This window comes from Amycolatopsis sp. NPDC104819 (assembly GCF_055583145.1).
This window is the reverse complement of sequence record NZ_JBVJON010000026.1, coordinates 1-15,572: the sequence shown is the minus strand read 5'-3', so window position 1 is coordinate 15,572 and position 15,572 is coordinate 1. Positions and strand designations below refer to the sequence as shown.

The window sequence follows — 15,572 nt, the reverse complement described above, 5'->3', positions numbered from 1 at the left end:
TCGGGGGAAATAACTAGGAGGCCACGCAAATGTCTTCACCTGAATTCGCCGGACTGGACGTTTCCGGCCGGGTGCGCGCGCGGGACATCCAAATGGCGGGTGTCGCCGACGTCCGCCGCCGGGTCATGATGATTTCGGGCGCCATCGACACGACCGACCACGACGTCTCGGTGACGGTGAACCTCCCGGAGCCGGGGCGCTGGCAGATCATCAAGTCCGAGACGAACCTGACCGACCAGACCTGGGTCGCGATGCAGGTCGTGATGGACGACGAGTCGACCTTCGTGAACGACCCCGAGACCCTGGTGATGTCGCGCCAGTTCTCCAAGTCGTTCATGACCCCGGACCAGCGCCGCCTGACCTTCTACGGTGGCGAGGTGCGACCCGGCGAAGCGGTCATCAAGGTGTACGAAATGGAGACCAGCGCCCGGAAGCCCGCCTACTCGTACTCGCGCTACAGCCCCATCGCCACCGACAGCCTCGAGCAGTCCGAGCAGACGCTCGAAGAGATGGTGACGAACGGCATGCCGCGGCGGCCGATGGTGGAGATCGTCGTCCCCGTCACCGTGATCGGATGACTCCCCCGCCCGGGCCCGTGACGAGCTCGTTCATCCCGGAGCCGCACCTGCTCGGTTCGCCGCGGGGCCGGGCGTGGCCGCGGCTGCCGTTCCCGCCCGTCCCGCCGCGCGACGAGCTGCCGGCCCGCGCCGACGTCGTCGTCGTGGGAGCCGGTCCGGCCGGGCTCGCGGTGACCTCGGCGCTGTGGCACCACGGGGTGCGCGACGTGGTCGTCCTGGACCGGGGCGGACGGGCCTGCGGCCGGTTCTTCGGCCGGATCGACCTGCTCGGCCAGCGGGTGCTGCGGTCGCCGTACGAACACCACCCCGGGGTCGAGGGGTACCGCGACTGCGAGCTGCTGGACTTCGCGCGGCTGCACTGGGGGCGGCTGACGCCGACCGAACGGCGCGAGGTGCGGATGTCGCAGGCCGGGCACCGCTCGGTGGTGCCGGTGGACGTCTTCGAGGCGTACTGCGAACACCTCGTCGCCACCCACGAGGTCGCGGAAAAGACCTGGCGGGCCAGTGTCCAGCAGGTGAGCCCGGAGGCGGACGAGGTCATCGTGCGCACCGACCGGGGCACCGTGACCGCGCGCCACGTCGTGCTGTGCCCCGGCGAGGAACGCCGCGAGGCGCCGGACAGCTGGTGGGGCGGCGGGGCCGCGCCACCCGGGGTGACGTACTGGGACGAGCGGCTGCCGTCGGGCATCACGGGCCGCCAGGTGGTGGTCGGCGCCGGGCTGAGCTCGGCCCACCTGATCACCGCGGCGCTCGAGGCCGGGCGCGAGGTGCACTGGGTGGTCCGCGCGACCGGGGAGCACTACCAGTGCGCCGACGTGAACTCGAAGTTCTTCCGGCCGGAGGGCCGCGCCCGCATCGGCGGGGTCCAGTGGAAGGACCGGCTCGGGCTGTTCGCGCAGTACCGGCGCGCGTCGGTGATGTTCGAGTTCCGGCCGGCGCTGGAGCGGGCCGAAGCCGAAGGCCGGCTGGTCGTGCACCGCGGCGAGGAGATCACCGGGCTCTCGGCCGGGATGGGCGGGACGGCGGTCCTGCGCCTCGCGGGCGGCCGCAGGGTGAGCGGCGACCACGCCGTGCTCGCGCTGGGCACCACACCGGAGACCGGCCGCGGGTTGCTGCCGGCGTTCGCCGTCGGCGAGCGCGACGGCTGGCCTGACCTGGACGAACGCACCCTGGCCTACACGCACGCCCCCCGGGTGTCGGTGGTCGGCGCGGCGGCGGGGATGGTCCTGGGCCCGGCGGCCCGCAACATCGACGGCCACCGGGTGGCGACGGCCCGCGTGGCGGACGCGGTGGCCCAGAGCCTCCGCCACGACGACGCAATGGCGGCCCTCCCCCGCCGCAACAGGGTGGGAGCCGGTGTCTGACGCCCCCACCGCACACCCGGCGGCCGCCTCGCACAGCGGCCGACCGGGGCTCGCCCCCGCAAGACCGGCGCCGGTGGCCGCCACGCACAGCGGCCTACCCAGACTCGGCCTCGGGCGGCGGGCGGGGCCGTCGCATCACCCGGCCCCCGCTTCCGCAACACGACTCCCGACTCCCCCGCGGAGGTGACCCTCAGTGCCTGACTCCCGCTTCGACCTCCCCGACCTCGACGCCTCACCGGACGAGGAAGCCGGGGTGATCCTGCTCGGCCTCGACCCCGACCGGCTGCTCGCCGGGCTCGGGTTTGCCGGGTTGGCCGATGATCCCGGGCTTGTCACGCAAGTCGTCGACCGAGCGAGGCACGGGGTTTTCAGCGCCGGGCACGCCGAACTCGTCACCAGCGGGGTGCGGCAATGGCGGCGGCTGCGGCCCGCCGTCGAAGCCGTGCCCGGGAAAACGCCTTCCGGGGGCATGCGGCGGGAATGGCGGGACACCGCCAGGCGGGTCGAGCGGGCCGTTCCCGGTGCCGGGACGGCGTCGCGGAGCTATCTGACCGCCTGCTGGATCCGCCGCGACGAAATCGAGCGGCTCTGCGACCGAGAGGAACTCCACGATGTCCTACCTGAAGTCCCTGCCGGCTGAAACGACCCTGCTGCAGGTCTTCCGGGCCCACCCCGAACCGGCGAAACACCTGCTCGCCTTCCACGAAACGCTGTTGCGCGGGGATTCGCCGTTCACCACCGGGGAACGCGAAATGATCGCCGCCTACGTTTCGGGGCTGAACAGCTGCGACTACTGCCACGGGATCCACACCGTGACCGCGGAAGCCTTCGGGGTCCCCGCGGGTGTGCTCGCCGCCGCGGTCGCCGATCTCGACAGTGCGCCCGTTTCCGAGAAGCTCAAGCCCGTGCTGGCCTACGTCGGCAAGCTGACTCGGACGCCGGCGCGGATGACCGAGGCCGACGCCGAGGCCGTCTTCGCCGCCGGGTGGGACGAGGACGCGCTGCACGACGCCGTGCTCGTCTGCGCGCTCTTCAACTTCATGAACCGGATGGTCGAAGGCATCGGCATCAAGGCGGACCCGGCCTACGCCACCGAATCCGGCGAGCGGCTCGCCGAGGTCGGGTACGCCGGTCTGGCGCGGTTCCTCGACGAGTAACGGAAGGCTCAGCCCGGCAGGCCGGAGCGACGCCACGCCGCCGGTGACGTCGCCCAGCCGGCCCGGCGGCCCCACGACGACCGGCGGGGCTCCGGCGCCCGCCGGCGGGCGCGCAGGGCCGCGTGCACCGCCACCAGGGCGGCCAGCTCGTAGTCGTCCGGGTTGCCGCGCACCACCTTCAGCTCGTCCATCGTGGTAAACCCCTCAGATGGGCTGGTTGCCGTGTTTCCTGGCCGGGCCCGGCTTCCGCTTGTCCGCCAGCATGGCCAGGCCCCGCGCGAGCGCCGCGCGGGTCTCGGCCGGGTCGATGATGTCGTCGACCAGCCCGCGTTCCGCGGCGTAGCTCGGGTTGAGGTACTCGCGGGTGTATTCGTCGACGAGCTTCGCGCGCAGCGCCTCGGGGTGGTTCGACGCCGCCAGCTCGCGCCGGTGCAGGATGTTCACCGCGCCCTCCGCGCCCAGCACCGCGATCTGGTTCGTCGGCCAGGCCAGCGAAAGGTCGCAGCCGATCGACCGCGAGTCCATCACGATGTACGCGCCGCCGTAGGCCTTGCGCACGATCACCTGGATCCGCGGCACGGTCGCTTCGCAGTAGGCGTGCAGCAGCTGCGCGCCCTGCCGGATGATCCCGCCGCGCTCCTGCTCGACGCCGGGCAGGAAGCCGGGGACGTCGACGAAGCTGACCAACGGGATGCTGAACGCGTCGCAGAACCGCACGAACCGCGCCGCCTTCTGCGACGCCGGGCCGTCGAGGACCCCGGCGAACACCGCCGGCTGGTTGCCGACGAAGCCCACCACGCGCCCGTCGACGCGGGCCAGCGCGCACAGCACGTTGCGGGCCCAGCCTTCGTGCAGCTCGAAGAACTCGCCGTCGTCGGCGACCTCGGCGAACAGCTCCCGCATGTCGTAGGGCTGGTTGTGCTGCACCGGGACGAGCTCGGCCAGCCGCGGCCGGTAGTCGTCCTTGGCGCCGGTTTCCGCGACGACCGGCGGGGCGTCGAGGTAGTTCGACGGCAGCAGTGAGACGAGGTACCGGACGTCGGCCAGGCAGCTCTCCTCGTCGTCGTGCACCACCGTCGCGACGCCGGACATCGAACCGTGCACGTCCGCGCCGCCGAGCTCGTCGTGGGTCACGCGGCGGCCGGTCACCGCCTCGACGACGTCCGGGCCGGTGAGGTACATCCGCGCGGTGTCCCGCACCATGAACGTGAAGTCCGCCAGCGCCGGGGAGTACGCGGCGCCGCCGGCGCACGGCCCGAGGATCACGCTGATCTGCGGGATCACGCCGGACGCCTCGACCTGGCGGCGGAAGATGCCGCCGTACCCGTCGAGGGCGAGCACACCCTCCTGGATGCGGGCGCCGCCGCTGTCGTTGAGCCCGATCACCGGGGCGCCGTTCGCGATCGCGAGGTCGAGGACCTTGTGGATCTTCTTCGCGTGCGCTTCCCCGAGCGAGCCGCCGAAAACGGTGAAGTCCTGGGCGTAGACGAACACCCGCCGGCCGTCGATCGTGCCCGAGCCCGCGACGACACCGTCGGTGTACGGCCGGTTCCCGGTGAGCCCGGGCCCGCTCGCGCGGTGCCGCCGGTACGGCTCGACCTCGACGAACGAGTCCTCGTCCAGCAGCAGGTCGAGCCGCTCGCGGGCGGTCAGCTTGCCCAGCGAGTGCTGGCGCCGGACCGCCTCGAGCTTCCCCTCGGCGATGTGGGCGCGCAGCTCCTCCCGCTGCTGCCGCAGCAGGGGCATCTCCACCGGCTCCGGCGGGACCGGCTCGGCCGTTCTGGCCAGCGCGATCACCTGGGCCGCGCCGTCGTCGACCCGGCTCAGCCGGCGACGGCCCTGCTGCAGCGCTTCCGGAACCGGCACCACCTCGGTGTCGTCGGCGCGTTGCGCCCCGGACTCGTGCCGACCGCTCACGCGGCGTCCCGCATCCCGGTGTCACGGGCGGCGTTGTCACGCGCGATCTCCGCGACGATGTCGGACCACACGATGCCGCGGCCCAGCCGGGGCATCGGCCGGACCGGCCACTCGGCGGGCACGTCCGCCGCCGCGACGGCCGGTGCGGGCGCGGGGGCGATGCGGATGGGCTCGGTGGCGTCGCTGGCGGTCATGACAGTGCCTCCTCGATCTCTGCGGCTCCGGGCGCGCCGGAGCCGTCGTCCGATGTGGACGATGTGGACGCTGGGCCCGGCCCGGCCGCGATGCCGGCCTGCCGGTCGGTCAGCCGCCCGGTCGTGTGCAACCAGGCCACCGTGTCGTGCACCGTTTCGAGCGCCGGCCGCGCCGGGACGTCCGCGCGCGGCGCGGCCGCGTCGACGGGCACGGCGGTGGCGCAGACGTAGATCGCGCCGTACTCGGCCGGGATGTGCCACGGCCAGACGTGCTGCAGCAGGTCGGCGGCGCGGCCGACCGGGTACATCGAGCGCGGCGGCAGGAACACCGCGGGCAGCCGCCGCCCGGTCGCGGCGCGGACCGTCGCGAGGTACTCGTGGGTGGCCAGGAAGTGCCCCGGCCCGAAGAACGCGTCGCCGGCCGGCGCCGTCCCGTCGAGCAGCCGCGCGTGCAGCTCCGCCGAGTCGCGGACGTCGCCGATCGGCAGCCCGCGCGACGGCCAGATCGGCATCAGCCCGCGCAGCAGGTCCCGCAGCCGCGCGTTCTGGTCGCCCAGGTGCGGGTCGTGCGGGCCGAGCAGCGCCGGCGGGTAGGTGACGACCACCGGCGCGCCGGCCTCGCGGTGCCCGCGGGCGATCCGCTCGGCCGCGGCCTTGGACGCGAGGTAGGCCTCCCGCGGCTCGCCGACCGGGCTGCCCGGGCCGATCGACGGCTCCCGCGTCGGGTAGAGGGCCCCGACGGTGGAGACGTGCACGATCCGCCCGGTGCCCGCCCGGCGCGCGGCGTCGAGCACGACCTCGGTGCCGTGCACGTTCACCCGGTCCAGCTCGGCGCGACGCCGGCTGTCGAAGGTGTAGACGCCCGCCGCGTGCAGCAGCGCGTCCGCCCCGGCGACCAGCCGGCCCACGGCTTCGGGCGCCGTGACGTCACCGGCGACGACGTCCACAGTGGACGGATCGACGCCGAGCGGCGCGAGCGCGCCGGCCACGCGGGCCGGGTCACGGGCGAGCAGGCGCACCCGGTGGCCCCGCCGCAGCAGCGCCGCGACGGTGTGCGCACCGAGGAACCCGGTGCCGCCCGTGACCGCGATCAGCATGACCTCGTCCCTTCTCAAGCCGCGCGGGCGCGCCCGTCGACTTCGTGGTACTGGCCGCCGTAGAAGACCAGCGCGTCCTCGCCGGTGCCCCGGCTGGTGGCGACCACCCGGCCCAGGAAGATCGAGTGGTCACCCCCGTCGAGCACCTGGGCCAGCTCGCATTCCAGCCAGGCCAGCGTTCCGTCGAGCAGCGGCGCCCCGGTCTTGGCGCCGGCCGTCCAGCCCACCGCGTCGAACTGGGCCATCCCGTCGGGACGGCGCCAGTCGGCGAAGTACTTCGACAGCTCCTGCTGCTCGGCGGCGAGGATGTTCACCGCGAACGAGTCCGCGGCCACGATCGACGTGTGCATCCGCGCCGCCTTCGACACACAACACAGCACCAAGGGCGGCTCCAGCGAGACCGACGAGAACGCGTTGGCGGTCATGCCGTGCGCGTCCTCACCGCCCGCCGTCAGCACCGTGACCCCGGTCGCGAACTGGGACATCACCTGGCGCAGGCCGGGCTGGGCCGAGAGCCCGCGCCGCGCCGCTGATGTCGGCAGCCGCTTGAGCACACCCCGCTCCGGCGGCCGATCTGCCTCGGTCGACACGATCAGACTCCCTTGCCGTTGACCGAACCCGCCGCGTGGTACGGCGCCAGCGCCTCGCGCAGCTGTTCCGGCACCCGCGACGGCACGGTCGCCGTGTTGGGGCCGCGCATGCAGGCGATGCGCTGGCGGCCGCGGGCGACGAGCCGCTCGCCGTCCGGGTGCAGGTGGACGTAGTCGAAGGTGAACTGGATCTGGGTCTGCGTCAGCTCTTCCAGGCGCAGCCGGATGGACAGCTCGTCGAAGGCGGTGATCTCGGCGAAGAACTCGCAGTCCACCTTGAGGGTGAACAGCTTGAGGTCGTGGCGGACCTCCTCGAGCACGGCCGGGGCCTTCTCCTTCAGGAACATCTCGCGGCACCGGCCCTGCCAGCGCACGTAGTTCACGTAGTAGACGTTGCCCACCAGGTTGGTCTCTTCGAAGCCGACCGTGTGGCGGATCTCGTAGTAGTCGGTCATCTCAGTTCCCCTCTGCGTGGAGCACCGCGAACACGATCGGGTCGGTCCGGTCGTTGACGGTGGTCGACCAGGTCGCGATGCGCGCCTCGCCGTTGGCGAGCAGGGCCCACCCGTCCGGGTCGACCTGGCGCACGGTCAGGGCCTGGGTCATCGCGCCGCTCTTGCGGACGCACTCGATCGCGCTCCAGACCCGCGTGTTGGCCACGCTGATCGGTTCCCCGGTGTCGGCCGCGAGCAGCCGGCCCAGGGCGAGGAGCTCTTCGCCGAGCAGCCCGGCCCAGTCCTCGTCGGTGCGCTCGATCGCGGTCTCGATGTCGACCGCGAGCTGCGCCGGACCGGCCGCCACGAGCGTGAGCTGTGACGTGTGCGAAGCCGTGACGTTGCCGTCGTCGAACTCCGGCTTGCCGTCCGGGCGGTACCGGATCTCGACCTGGCGGTCGACCGCCCGGCCCGCCGCGAGCGCGGTCTGCGCCCGCCGCTCGGCGGTGGCCTCCGCCGGCTGGCCGGCGGGGTCGGGCTCGAGCACGACCGACCGCGTCCCGCCGAGCAGGCGCTCGCACGCACGCTCCACATAGGACCCGAGCATCGACGGGACCCAGGGGCCCGCGCCGTCGCGCTTGCGGACCGCCCGCAGCTTCAGCCCTTCCCAGCGCTCGACCAGCGTCCCGTCCGGGTTGCGCACGTCGAGGTCGTAGACGTAGCTGTCGCCGTCTTGGAAGCGTTCCTTCGCGTCCAGCAGGACGTACTCCTCGTGCTGGACACCGGGCTCGGCCAGGTAGAGCTTCTCGATGCTCTGCGGCAGCAGCGTCGCGTCCGGGACGCAGCACTGGATCGCGTGCATCATCGCGTCCCGTGTGCCCGGGTCGGCGAGGAGCCGGTCCTGCGGCAGGAACGGCGCGAACCAGGAGAAGTCCGCGGTGGTCGCGATCTCGGCGACCGCGTGCCGGGCGCTCGCCCGCCGGTAGCCGAGGACCCGCTGGAACCGCTTGCCCTGGAACAGGACCGAGCCGTACAGCTCGCTGATCGGCTCCACCGGGACCGGCGGCAGCGCGACTTCGCGAGGAGCCCGCTCGCCGAGCTCCGCCGGCCGCGCGAAGCTCAGCCGCGCCCGGAAGTGGTCGGCGCTGAAGCCGGTCTCGTCACTGCGGATCACGACGTCGACGGTGTCGGCGTCGCGGGCCAGCGTGGCCAGCCGGATCGTGGTCGACCCGCCTGGCGCGACGATGATCGGCCGGAGGAACTCGACGTCGGAGAGCACCGGCGCGCCGACGCGGTCCAGCGTCGCCGACGCGGCCTGCGTCATCGCCTCCATGCCGAGCACCGCCGGGAACAGCAGCTGCCCGTCGAGCAGGTGGTCGGTCAGGTACGGGTCGCTGCCGTCGGACAGGTCGGCCTCGGTGATGAGCTCGACGCCCGGGTAGTGCACGACCGCGCGGTCGACGAACCGGGTCAGCGGCAGCTCGCGCTTCTGGATCGGCAGCGTGGCCAGGCCCGACGTGCGGCCGCACACCACCAGCACCGGCGGCGCGGCCGGGTCGGCCAGCACCTGGCGGAGGATGGTGATGCCCTCCTCCAGCGGGATCGGCGTGATGCCGTCGCGCATCAGCGCGCTGACCACACCGAGCTTCTCGCCCATGCCGGCGCCCGACCAGACCGACCACTCCAGCGCGATCGCCCGCGCCTGCGGGTGTTCCTGGCCGAAGCGCAGGGTCAGCTCGGTCATCCAGTCGTTCGCCGTGGCGTAGTGCGCTTCCCCGCGCAGGCCCGCCCGGCCGATGATGCTGCCGAACGTGACCAGCAGCTTGATCCGGTCCTGGTCGACCGCCGAGAGCACCGCGTTGAGCCCGCCGATCTTCGGGGCGAGGGTCTTGCGGAAGCTGTCCTCGGTGAGGCTGAACAGGGCGGCCGGCTCGTTGCGGCCGGCGCCGTGCAGCACCGCGGTGACCGTGCCGAGCTCGGCCTGGATCCGGCCGACCGCCTCGGCGACCTGGGTCGCGTTGGTGACGTCGGCGCGCTCGTACCGGTAGCGGATGCCCGCGGCCTCCAGCCGGTCGAGGTTCTCCGCCAGCTCGGTGTCGGTCTCCGGGTCGCTGCGCCCGAGCAGGGCGAGCTTGGCCCCGGAGTCCTTGGCCAGCGCCAGCGCGCTTTCCGCCGTGATGCCCTTGCCACCACCGGTGACGAGCAGGACGTCGGTCTGGTCCAGCGACTCGCGGATCGGGCCGGTCGAGGCGGCCGGCAGCGCGGACAGCCGCGGCACCGTGCGCCCGCCGTCGGCGCCGTAGCGGACCTCGGTGAAGTCCGTCGTCCCGGCGACCTCGGCCACCACGGACTGGACGGCCGCGGTGATCTCGTCCGCGCCCGACGGGGTCGGGTCGGCGAGGTCGATGATGGTCGTCTTGGCCGAGGGGTCCTCGAGCCGCAGGGTCCGGGCCAGGCCGGCCGCGCCGTAACCGTGGTGCACGACCACGAAACGCGTGCCGGTGGGGGCGGCCATGACCGCGCGGCCGGCGTCGAGGAACAGCCCGACGTGGCTGGAGTCGCAGTCCGCCGGCAGGCAGAGCACGACACCGTCACCGGCGCCGGCCGCGGCCAGCGCGGCCTTCAACGGCTCGGCCAGCGGGTGCCGCGGGGTCGCGAAGACCTGCCACTGGGCGTTGCCGATCCCCGGGGTGAGGTCGGCGACCGGGCGCGGCGCGGGCACGTACTCGACCGCGAACGGCCGGACCCACGGACCGACACCGGTGGCCTCGGCCTGGCCCGCGTCGGCGGGCTTCGCCGTCTGGGCCAGCTCGTCGATCATCTCGGCGAGCTCACCGAGGCACACGGTCGCGAAGTTCGGCATGCCCTCCAAGGCGGGCCGGCCCAGCGCCCGGGTGACGTCGTTGACCAGCTGCCCGACCGTGATCGACGACAGGTGCAGGTCGTCGAGCGGGTGGGTGTCGGCCGTGACGGTCTCCAGCGGCAGCTCGACGCGGTCGGCGGCGAGCTTGCGCAGCAGGTCGAGGGTGGAGCTGCCGGAGTTGTCGGCCGTGGCGTCGGCCTCGGCGGCCTGCGCCTTCTCCGCGGCCAGCTCGGCGGCCAGCTCGCCGTCGATGGCGGGCGCGGCCTCGCACGGGCTGGCGAGGAAGGAGAACTGGCCGTCGATCGGCAGCGGCCGGACGACCCGGCCCTCGAACAGCGTGTCCAGCGTGAGGTTCGCGCCGAGCGCGAAGGCCGCGCCGACGACCCGCAGCAGACCCGCGAGCGACGCGTTGTCCGAGTCGACCGCCAGCACCGGGGTGTCCGGCGCGATCTCCTCGAACAGCCCGGTCAGCACCCGGCCGGGGCCGACCTCGACCACCAGGTCGCTGCGCTCGGCCACCTTGGTGGCGGCCTCGCGGAAGCGGACCGGCAGCACGATCTGCTCGCGCAGCAGCTCCGGCAGGTTCTCCGCCGCGTGCAGCACGTCGCCGCTGACGGTCGAAACCACCGGCCGCTCGAGCCGCGAGAAGCTGAACTCGCCCAGCCGGCCGGTCATCTCGACCGCGGCCGGCTCGACCAGCGGCGAGTGGAAGGCGTGCGAGACCTTGATCCGGGTCGCGCTGACCCCCTGGGCCTTGGCCCGGGCCACGATCCGGTCGATCGACTCGGCCGGCCCGGAGAGCACGGTCTGCTCGGGGGCGTTGTAGCCGGCGATGACGACGTCGGACCCGAGGCCGAGCTCTTCCACCCGGCTCGGTGAGGCGGCGATGCCGGCCATCGCGCCGGTGCCGTCGCCACTGGTCGTGGCCATCACCTTGCCGCGGACCTTCGCCAGGTCCAGCAGCGCCCGCTCGTCGAGCGCGCCGCCCCAGTGCAGGGCGGTCAGCTCGCCGAGGCTGTGGCCGGTGGCCGTGACCGCCTCGACGCCGAACGAGCGCAGGACGCGCAGCGCGGCGAGCGAGCCGGTGACGATCCGCGGCTGGGCCACCTCGGTGGCGACCTGGTCACCGGTCACCGGCAGGCCGGCGGCGCGGTGGATCTCCTCGGCCGCGCTGAACCGGCGGCGCAGCGCGCTGTCCCCGCCGCGGCCGGAACCCTGGCCCGGGAACAGGTAGCCGATCTTCGGCGCCTTGGTGCGGTTGCTCGCGAAGACGCCGTCGGCGGCGTCGAACACGGAGCTGGTCTCTTCGAGCTTCTCGAGCAGCTTGGTCAGCTTCCGCTCGGCCTGCTCCGGGTTGCCCGCGACGACCGCCGCGCGCACCGCACGGCCGGCCAGTTCCCCGGCGAGCGAGCCCGCGAGGTCGGTCAGCTCGGCGAAGGACAGCTTCGGCACGACCTCCAGCGCCGCGGCGACGTTCCCGCGCAGCGTGGCGACGTCGTCAGCGTCGAACAGCAGCAGCTCGGCGTCCTGGCGCCCGGCGACCAGCGCGCGGGCCCGCTCGTCGACCTCGCGCCGCCGCGGCGCGGTCGGCGCCTCGGTGACCGTGACGTGCGAGTTGATGCCGCCGAAGCCCATCGCCGAGACACCGGCGCGCACCGGCTGGTCGGCCGGCCACAGCGCCGCCTCGCTCGGCACGTACATCCGCGCCGAGGAGCCGGTCAGCGACTCGTGCGGCTCGTAGTGCCCGGTGGCCGGCGGGATGACCTGGTGGTACACCGCCAGCGTCGCCTTGATCAGGCCGGCGACCCCCGCCGCGGCCTTCGTGTGGCCGATGTTGCCCTTGATCGTCGACAGCGCGGCCTGCTTCGCCAGCGGGTCGGCGTCGCGGCGGGCGGTGGACAGCGCCTCGATCTCGGTGGCGTCGCCCAGCGCGGTGCCGGTGCCGTGGCCCTCGAAGTAGGACACGGTCTCGACGCCGTAGCCGGCGCGGGTGTAGGCGCGCTGGAGGGCGAGCCGGTGCCCGGCGGCCTCGGGCCGCGTGATGCCGCCCTTGCCGTCGGAAGAAACGCCCCAGCCGCCGATCGACGCGTAGATGCGCTTGCCCTGCTCCAGCGCGTCGCTCTCGCGCATCAGGACGAGCATGCCCGAGCCCTCACCGGGCCAGAAGCCGTTGGAGTCGGCGTCGTAGACCTTCATCTCGCGCTTGGCCAGCGCGCCGGTCTTGGCGAAGCCGATGACCTCGAAGGGGTCGATGGAGAGGTCGACACCGCCGGCGATGGCGAGGTCGAGGTCGCCCTGCACCAGCGCGTTCGCCGCGGTCACGACCGACAGCAGCGACGAGGAGCAGGCGCCGTCGACGGTAAACCCGCCGCCGGCGAAGTCGAAGTGGTTGCAGACGCGGCCGGCGATCGTGTTCGCCAGGCCACCGGCGAGGCTGTCCTCGTTGATCTCCGGGAACGGCTCCTTGTACTGGACCTCGAGGTCCCGCAGGAAGGTCGCGGTCTCCTCGTCGTCCCAGCCGCGTGAGCTCAGCGCGGCGGCGACCGTGCGGCGCACGTACGGCCAGCGCAGCCGCATGATGTTGGCCCGCGAGAACTCACCGGTCAGGCTGTTGCCGATGACCACGCCGGTGCTCGTCTTCGGCGCGCCTTCCCCTTCGGCGAACCCGGCGTCCGCCAGCGCCTGCTCGGCCACGTCCAGCGCCAGCCAGTGCGTGGTGTCGGTGGCCCGGAACGTGCTGCCGGCCACCTTGTGCGAAACGCGGTCGAACTCGTAGTCCCGCAGCACCGCCGCCTTCTGTGCGTAAAAACGGTCTGGTGCCTTGGGATCGGGCGAATAGTAGTCCGCCCGGTTCATCCGCTCGTCGGGGAGCCTGCGGAACGCCCGGCGACCGGCCAGCACGTTTTCCCAGAGCTCCTCCGGAGAACTCGCGTCGGGGTATCGGAGGCCGATACCGACGATCGAAATCCGCTCAACGCTCATGCCACCGCACTCCCACTGGCTCTCGAGCCCAGTCTCACCGGGTCCGTCAGGTCCCGCTGTCGTCCGTACCCGGGACCGCGTCCCGTTTCCGGCCTGCCCGTCCGTCCCGGCCCGCCCGTCCGGCCGGGGTCCAGCATCTCCCGGACGGCGCGGACCGTCTTCTTTCTTCCTGCCCGTGGCCTGCACCTCAGCACGCTCGGACAAGGACGTCTAACCGTCCACAATGGATCTTCTAGTCGCGGAACTGCCCCGGCCGGCGGCCGTCGCCGGCCGGGCCCCGGTACGCCTGGGCGATGTCCAGCCACTGGTCGGCCAAGGTGCCCTTGGCCCGCACGTCGAGGTCGTAGCGGTGCCGCCGCCGGGTCACCAGCAGGCAGAAGTCCGCCGCGCTGCCGGTGATGCGCTGCGTCGCGTCCTCCGGCCCGAACGTCCAGAGCGCGCCCGAGGGCGCGGTCAGCTCGAACCGGAACTCCTCGGCCGGCGGCGTCAGGTTGCGCGCCTCGTACCCGAAGTCCCGGACCCGCACGGCGAACCCGACCAGGTGCTTGATGCGGTCGGTGCGCTCGCGGCGCACGCCGAGCGCGTCGGCGACGTCCTGGCCGTGGCCGAACAGCTCCATCATCCCGGCGCACGCCAGCACGTACGGCGGCAGCGGGTTGACCAGCCACGGCACCAGCTGGTCGCCGGGCACGGCCGCGAGGGCCTTGATGCCGGCGTCCCGCTCGGCCCGCCAGCGCGTCAGCAGCACCTCGGCGGGGTCGTGGATGTACTCCTCCAGGGCGGCGTTCACCGCCACCTCCAGGCCACCGGAAAGGGAGCTCGTCAGCTGGACGAACGTCTCCGGCTGCGCGGCCGAGAGGCCGGCGAGCCGGAAGATGAACGCCAGGTGCCCGATCTGGTGCCGGACGGCCCACCCGGGGGCCGGAGTGGGGGTGTCCCACTCCCGTTCGGTGAGACCGGCGACGAGCGCGTCGACTTCGGCGCCCTCGGCGGTCAGGTCGGCGATCACGCCCGTGGTGTCAGTCACCTTGATTTCCTCTCACCGTATGACTTGGTGTTCGTGCGCCGGCGGCCGCCCGCGCAGTGGCTGGGGAGCCACCGTCGCGAGCGGCCGCCGGTCGCCGGATCGGCTGCCGCGCGGGGGCAGCGACGCGAACCGGGAGGGGCTTTCGGTGTGCCCCGGTGCTGCGCGCCCCGGCGGTGGATCCGACCCTTCGATCATCACCCGGCGGGCCGGCCAGGGTCTTCTCTTCACGCGCCCAGCGGAAAGCGGTCGCCGAACTCCACGGCCGCGGCGAGACTTGCCCACGAGACCAGCTCGACCAGGCCACGATCGCCGGGCACCCAGTCGGCCACGTCGGCGGCGTCGACCTGGTACGGCGCCTTGGCCACGAGGAGCGCGACGCGGCCCACCACCCGCTCTTCGGGCGGCAGCTCCGCGACGACCTCCTTCGTCCACGCGCGGCTGAGCCCGGGCGGTTTCCCGTCCCACGCCTTCAGCTCACGGCGCACGAGGTCACGCACCCGCGTCGGCACCGAGCGTTCCCCGGCGGCCTCGATGGCCACCGCGGCCCGCGCGAAGGCGTCCGAGAGGGTTCCGCCCGCGGGCGCCCAGTCCGGGCCGCTGACGGCCACCGCGGGCAGCAGTCCGAGGGCGTCCCCCGGCGGCGGCGGGGTGCCCGGCTTGAGCAGGAACCCCAGCACGGCCTTGGCTTTCGCCCGCGCGGCCGGCGGCACTGCCTCCGGCAGCGGGGACGGCCCGAGGAAGACGCTCACCACCCGGTTGAGGTAGTGGAACGCCACGGCCACCGCGACGAACTCCGCCGCCGTGGCGGCCGGGACGTCCGGGGGCAGCGGGCCGGCGCCGCGCGCCCAGGCCGCGAGCGCCCGCGTGTCGCGGTCGGGGATCTCCGTGACCGCGCCGGAAGCGATCGCCGCCGCGGCCGCCGGGTCGCCCAGGGAGCCGATGGCCATCCCGTGCACCTCGACGCAGTACGGGCACGAGTTCGCCGCCGACACCGCGGCCGCGACGACCTCCTTGTCCGCCCGGCTCGCCGAACCCGCCGCCACGAGCGACTCCCGCAGCATCAACCAGGCCGCGGCGAGCACCTGCGGCGCGGGCGAATGCAGCGCCATCGGCGGGGCGAGCATCCCGAAGTCCCGCTCCACCTGGCGGTAGACGTCCCGGACGAGGCCCCGCGCGTGCCGCGGCCGCACCGCCTCGACGTACTTCACGTCCCGCAGCGTGCGCCGCAGCGCAAGCCGCACGAGCACCGGAGCCATGGTTCCTCCTCGAAAACGGCCGGGGGGGGGGGGGGGGGGGGGGGGGGGGGGGGGGGGGGGGGGGGGGGGGGGGGGGGGGGGGGGGGGGGGGGGGGGGGGGGGGGGGGGGGGGG

At 73.6% G+C, this 15,572-nt stretch carries 13 protein-coding genes; 4 read left to right on the top strand and 9 right to left on the bottom strand.

The annotated features are described in order from the left end of the window. Positions 1–92 precede the first annotated feature (92 nt). The 4 genes from ACZ63E_RS44560 to ACZ63E_RS44545 all read left to right on the top strand — a co-directional run bounded on the left by ACZ63E_RS44560 (position 93) and on the right by ACZ63E_RS44545 (position 3,099). Positions 93–578, top strand: coding sequence for a DUF6423 family protein (locus ACZ63E_RS44560; protein ID WP_465313304.1), 486 nt, complete (start codon positions 93–95; stop codon positions 576–578). Then, positions 575–1,942 carry an FAD-dependent oxidoreductase gene (locus ACZ63E_RS44555; RefSeq protein WP_465342375.1) on the top strand — a complete coding sequence of 456 codons (1,368 nt, stop codon included), beginning with the start codon at positions 575–577 and terminating at the stop codon, positions 1,940–1,942. The genes ACZ63E_RS44560 and ACZ63E_RS44555 overlap by 4 nt, the downstream gene beginning before the upstream one ends. A 193-nt stretch (positions 1,943–2,135) precedes the next feature. After that, positions 2,136–2,582, top strand: coding sequence for a DUF6187 family protein (locus ACZ63E_RS44550; RefSeq protein ID WP_465342374.1), 447 nt, complete (start codon positions 2,136–2,138; stop codon positions 2,580–2,582). Beyond that, positions 2,554–3,099 (top strand): carboxymuconolactone decarboxylase family protein, encoded by a 546-nt coding sequence (locus tag ACZ63E_RS44545; protein WP_465342373.1) that lies wholly within the window; start codon positions 2,554–2,556, stop codon positions 3,097–3,099. The genes ACZ63E_RS44550 and ACZ63E_RS44545 overlap by 29 nt, the downstream gene beginning before the upstream one ends. Before the next feature lie 8 nt (positions 3,100–3,107). Here the strand turns inward: ACZ63E_RS44545 and ACZ63E_RS44540 are convergent, their stop codons facing one another. The 9 genes from ACZ63E_RS44540 to ACZ63E_RS44500 all read right to left on the bottom strand — a co-directional run bounded on the left by ACZ63E_RS44540 (position 3,108) and on the right by ACZ63E_RS44500 (position 15,459). Then, positions 3,108–3,290: an acyl-CoA carboxylase epsilon subunit gene (locus ACZ63E_RS44540; protein ID WP_465313260.1), complete on the bottom strand. Its 183-nt coding sequence runs from the start codon at positions 3,288–3,290 to the stop codon at positions 3,108–3,110. Between the two features lie 13 nt (positions 3,291–3,303). Continuing rightward, positions 3,304–5,016, bottom strand: coding sequence for an acyl-CoA carboxylase subunit beta (locus ACZ63E_RS44535; protein WP_465342372.1), 1,713 nt, complete (start codon positions 5,014–5,016; stop codon positions 3,304–3,306). After that, positions 5,013–5,210: a DUF6222 family protein gene (locus tag ACZ63E_RS44530; protein ID WP_465313262.1), complete on the bottom strand. Its 198-nt coding sequence runs from the start codon at positions 5,208–5,210 to the stop codon at positions 5,013–5,015. Before ACZ63E_RS44530 ends, ACZ63E_RS44535 begins: the two co-directional genes overlap by 4 nt. Next, positions 5,207–6,307 carry an SDR family NAD(P)-dependent oxidoreductase gene (locus tag ACZ63E_RS44525; RefSeq protein WP_465342371.1) on the bottom strand — a complete coding sequence of 367 codons (1,101 nt, stop codon included), beginning with the start codon at positions 6,305–6,307 and terminating at the stop codon, positions 5,207–5,209. Before ACZ63E_RS44525 ends, ACZ63E_RS44530 begins: the two co-directional genes overlap by 4 nt. A gap of 14 nt (positions 6,308–6,321) precedes the next feature. Continuing rightward, positions 6,322–6,861, bottom strand: a complete 540-nt coding sequence (locus ACZ63E_RS44520; RefSeq protein ID WP_465313305.1) for a flavin reductase family protein — start codon at positions 6,859–6,861, stop codon at positions 6,322–6,324. A gap of 38 nt (positions 6,862–6,899) precedes the next feature. Then, positions 6,900–7,352 carry an acyl-CoA thioesterase gene (locus ACZ63E_RS44515; protein WP_465313264.1) on the bottom strand — a complete coding sequence of 151 codons (453 nt, stop codon included), beginning with the start codon at positions 7,350–7,352 and terminating at the stop codon, positions 6,900–6,902. A 1-nt stretch (position 7,353) separates the two neighbouring features. Then, positions 7,354–13,176 (bottom strand): type I polyketide synthase, encoded by a 5,823-nt coding sequence (locus ACZ63E_RS44510; RefSeq protein WP_465342369.1) that lies wholly within the window; start codon positions 13,174–13,176, stop codon positions 7,354–7,356. A 232-nt stretch (positions 13,177–13,408) separates the two neighbouring features. Further along, positions 13,409–14,203, bottom strand: a complete 795-nt coding sequence (locus ACZ63E_RS44505) for a TIGR03084 family metal-binding protein (protein ID WP_465342368.1) — start codon at positions 14,201–14,203, stop codon at positions 13,409–13,411. A 224-nt stretch (positions 14,204–14,427) separates the two neighbouring features. Continuing rightward, on the bottom strand, positions 14,428–15,459 hold the full coding sequence (locus ACZ63E_RS44500; RefSeq protein ID WP_465342367.1) for a carboxymuconolactone decarboxylase family protein: 1,032 nt from the start codon (positions 15,457–15,459) through the stop codon (positions 14,428–14,430). Positions 15,460–15,572 lie beyond the last annotated feature (113 nt).

Coding starts and splice junctions, on each gene's coding strand:
- ACZ63E_RS44560 (WP_465313304.1), top strand. CDS start 93: ATGGCGGGTGTCGCCGACGTCCGCCGCCGGGTCATGATGATTTCGGGC.
- ACZ63E_RS44555 (WP_465342375.1), top strand. CDS start 575: ATGACTCCCCCGCCCGGGCCCGTGACGAGCTCGTTCATCCCGGAGCCG.
- ACZ63E_RS44545 (WP_465342373.1), top strand. CDS start 2,554: ATGTCCTACCTGAAGTCCCTGCCGGCTGAAACGACCCTGCTGCAGGTC.
- ACZ63E_RS44540 (WP_465313260.1), bottom strand. CDS start 3,290: ATGGACGAGCTGAAGGTGGTGCGCGGCAACCCGGACGACTACGAGCTG.
- ACZ63E_RS44530 (WP_465313262.1), bottom strand. CDS start 5,210: ATGACCGCCAGCGACGCCACCGAGCCCATCCGCATCGCCCCCGCGCCC.
- ACZ63E_RS44525 (WP_465342371.1), bottom strand. CDS start 6,307: ATGCTGATCGCGGTCACGGGCGGCACCGGGTTCCTCGGTGCGCACACC.
- ACZ63E_RS44515 (WP_465313264.1), bottom strand. CDS start 7,352: ATGACCGACTACTACGAGATCCGCCACACGGTCGGCTTCGAAGAGACC.
- ACZ63E_RS44510 (WP_465342369.1), bottom strand. CDS start 13,176: ATGAGCGTTGAGCGGATTTCGATCGTCGGTATCGGCCTCCGATACCCC.
- ACZ63E_RS44500 (WP_465342367.1), bottom strand. CDS start 15,459: ATGGCTCCGGTGCTCGTGCGGCTTGCGCTGCGGCGCACGCTGCGGGAC.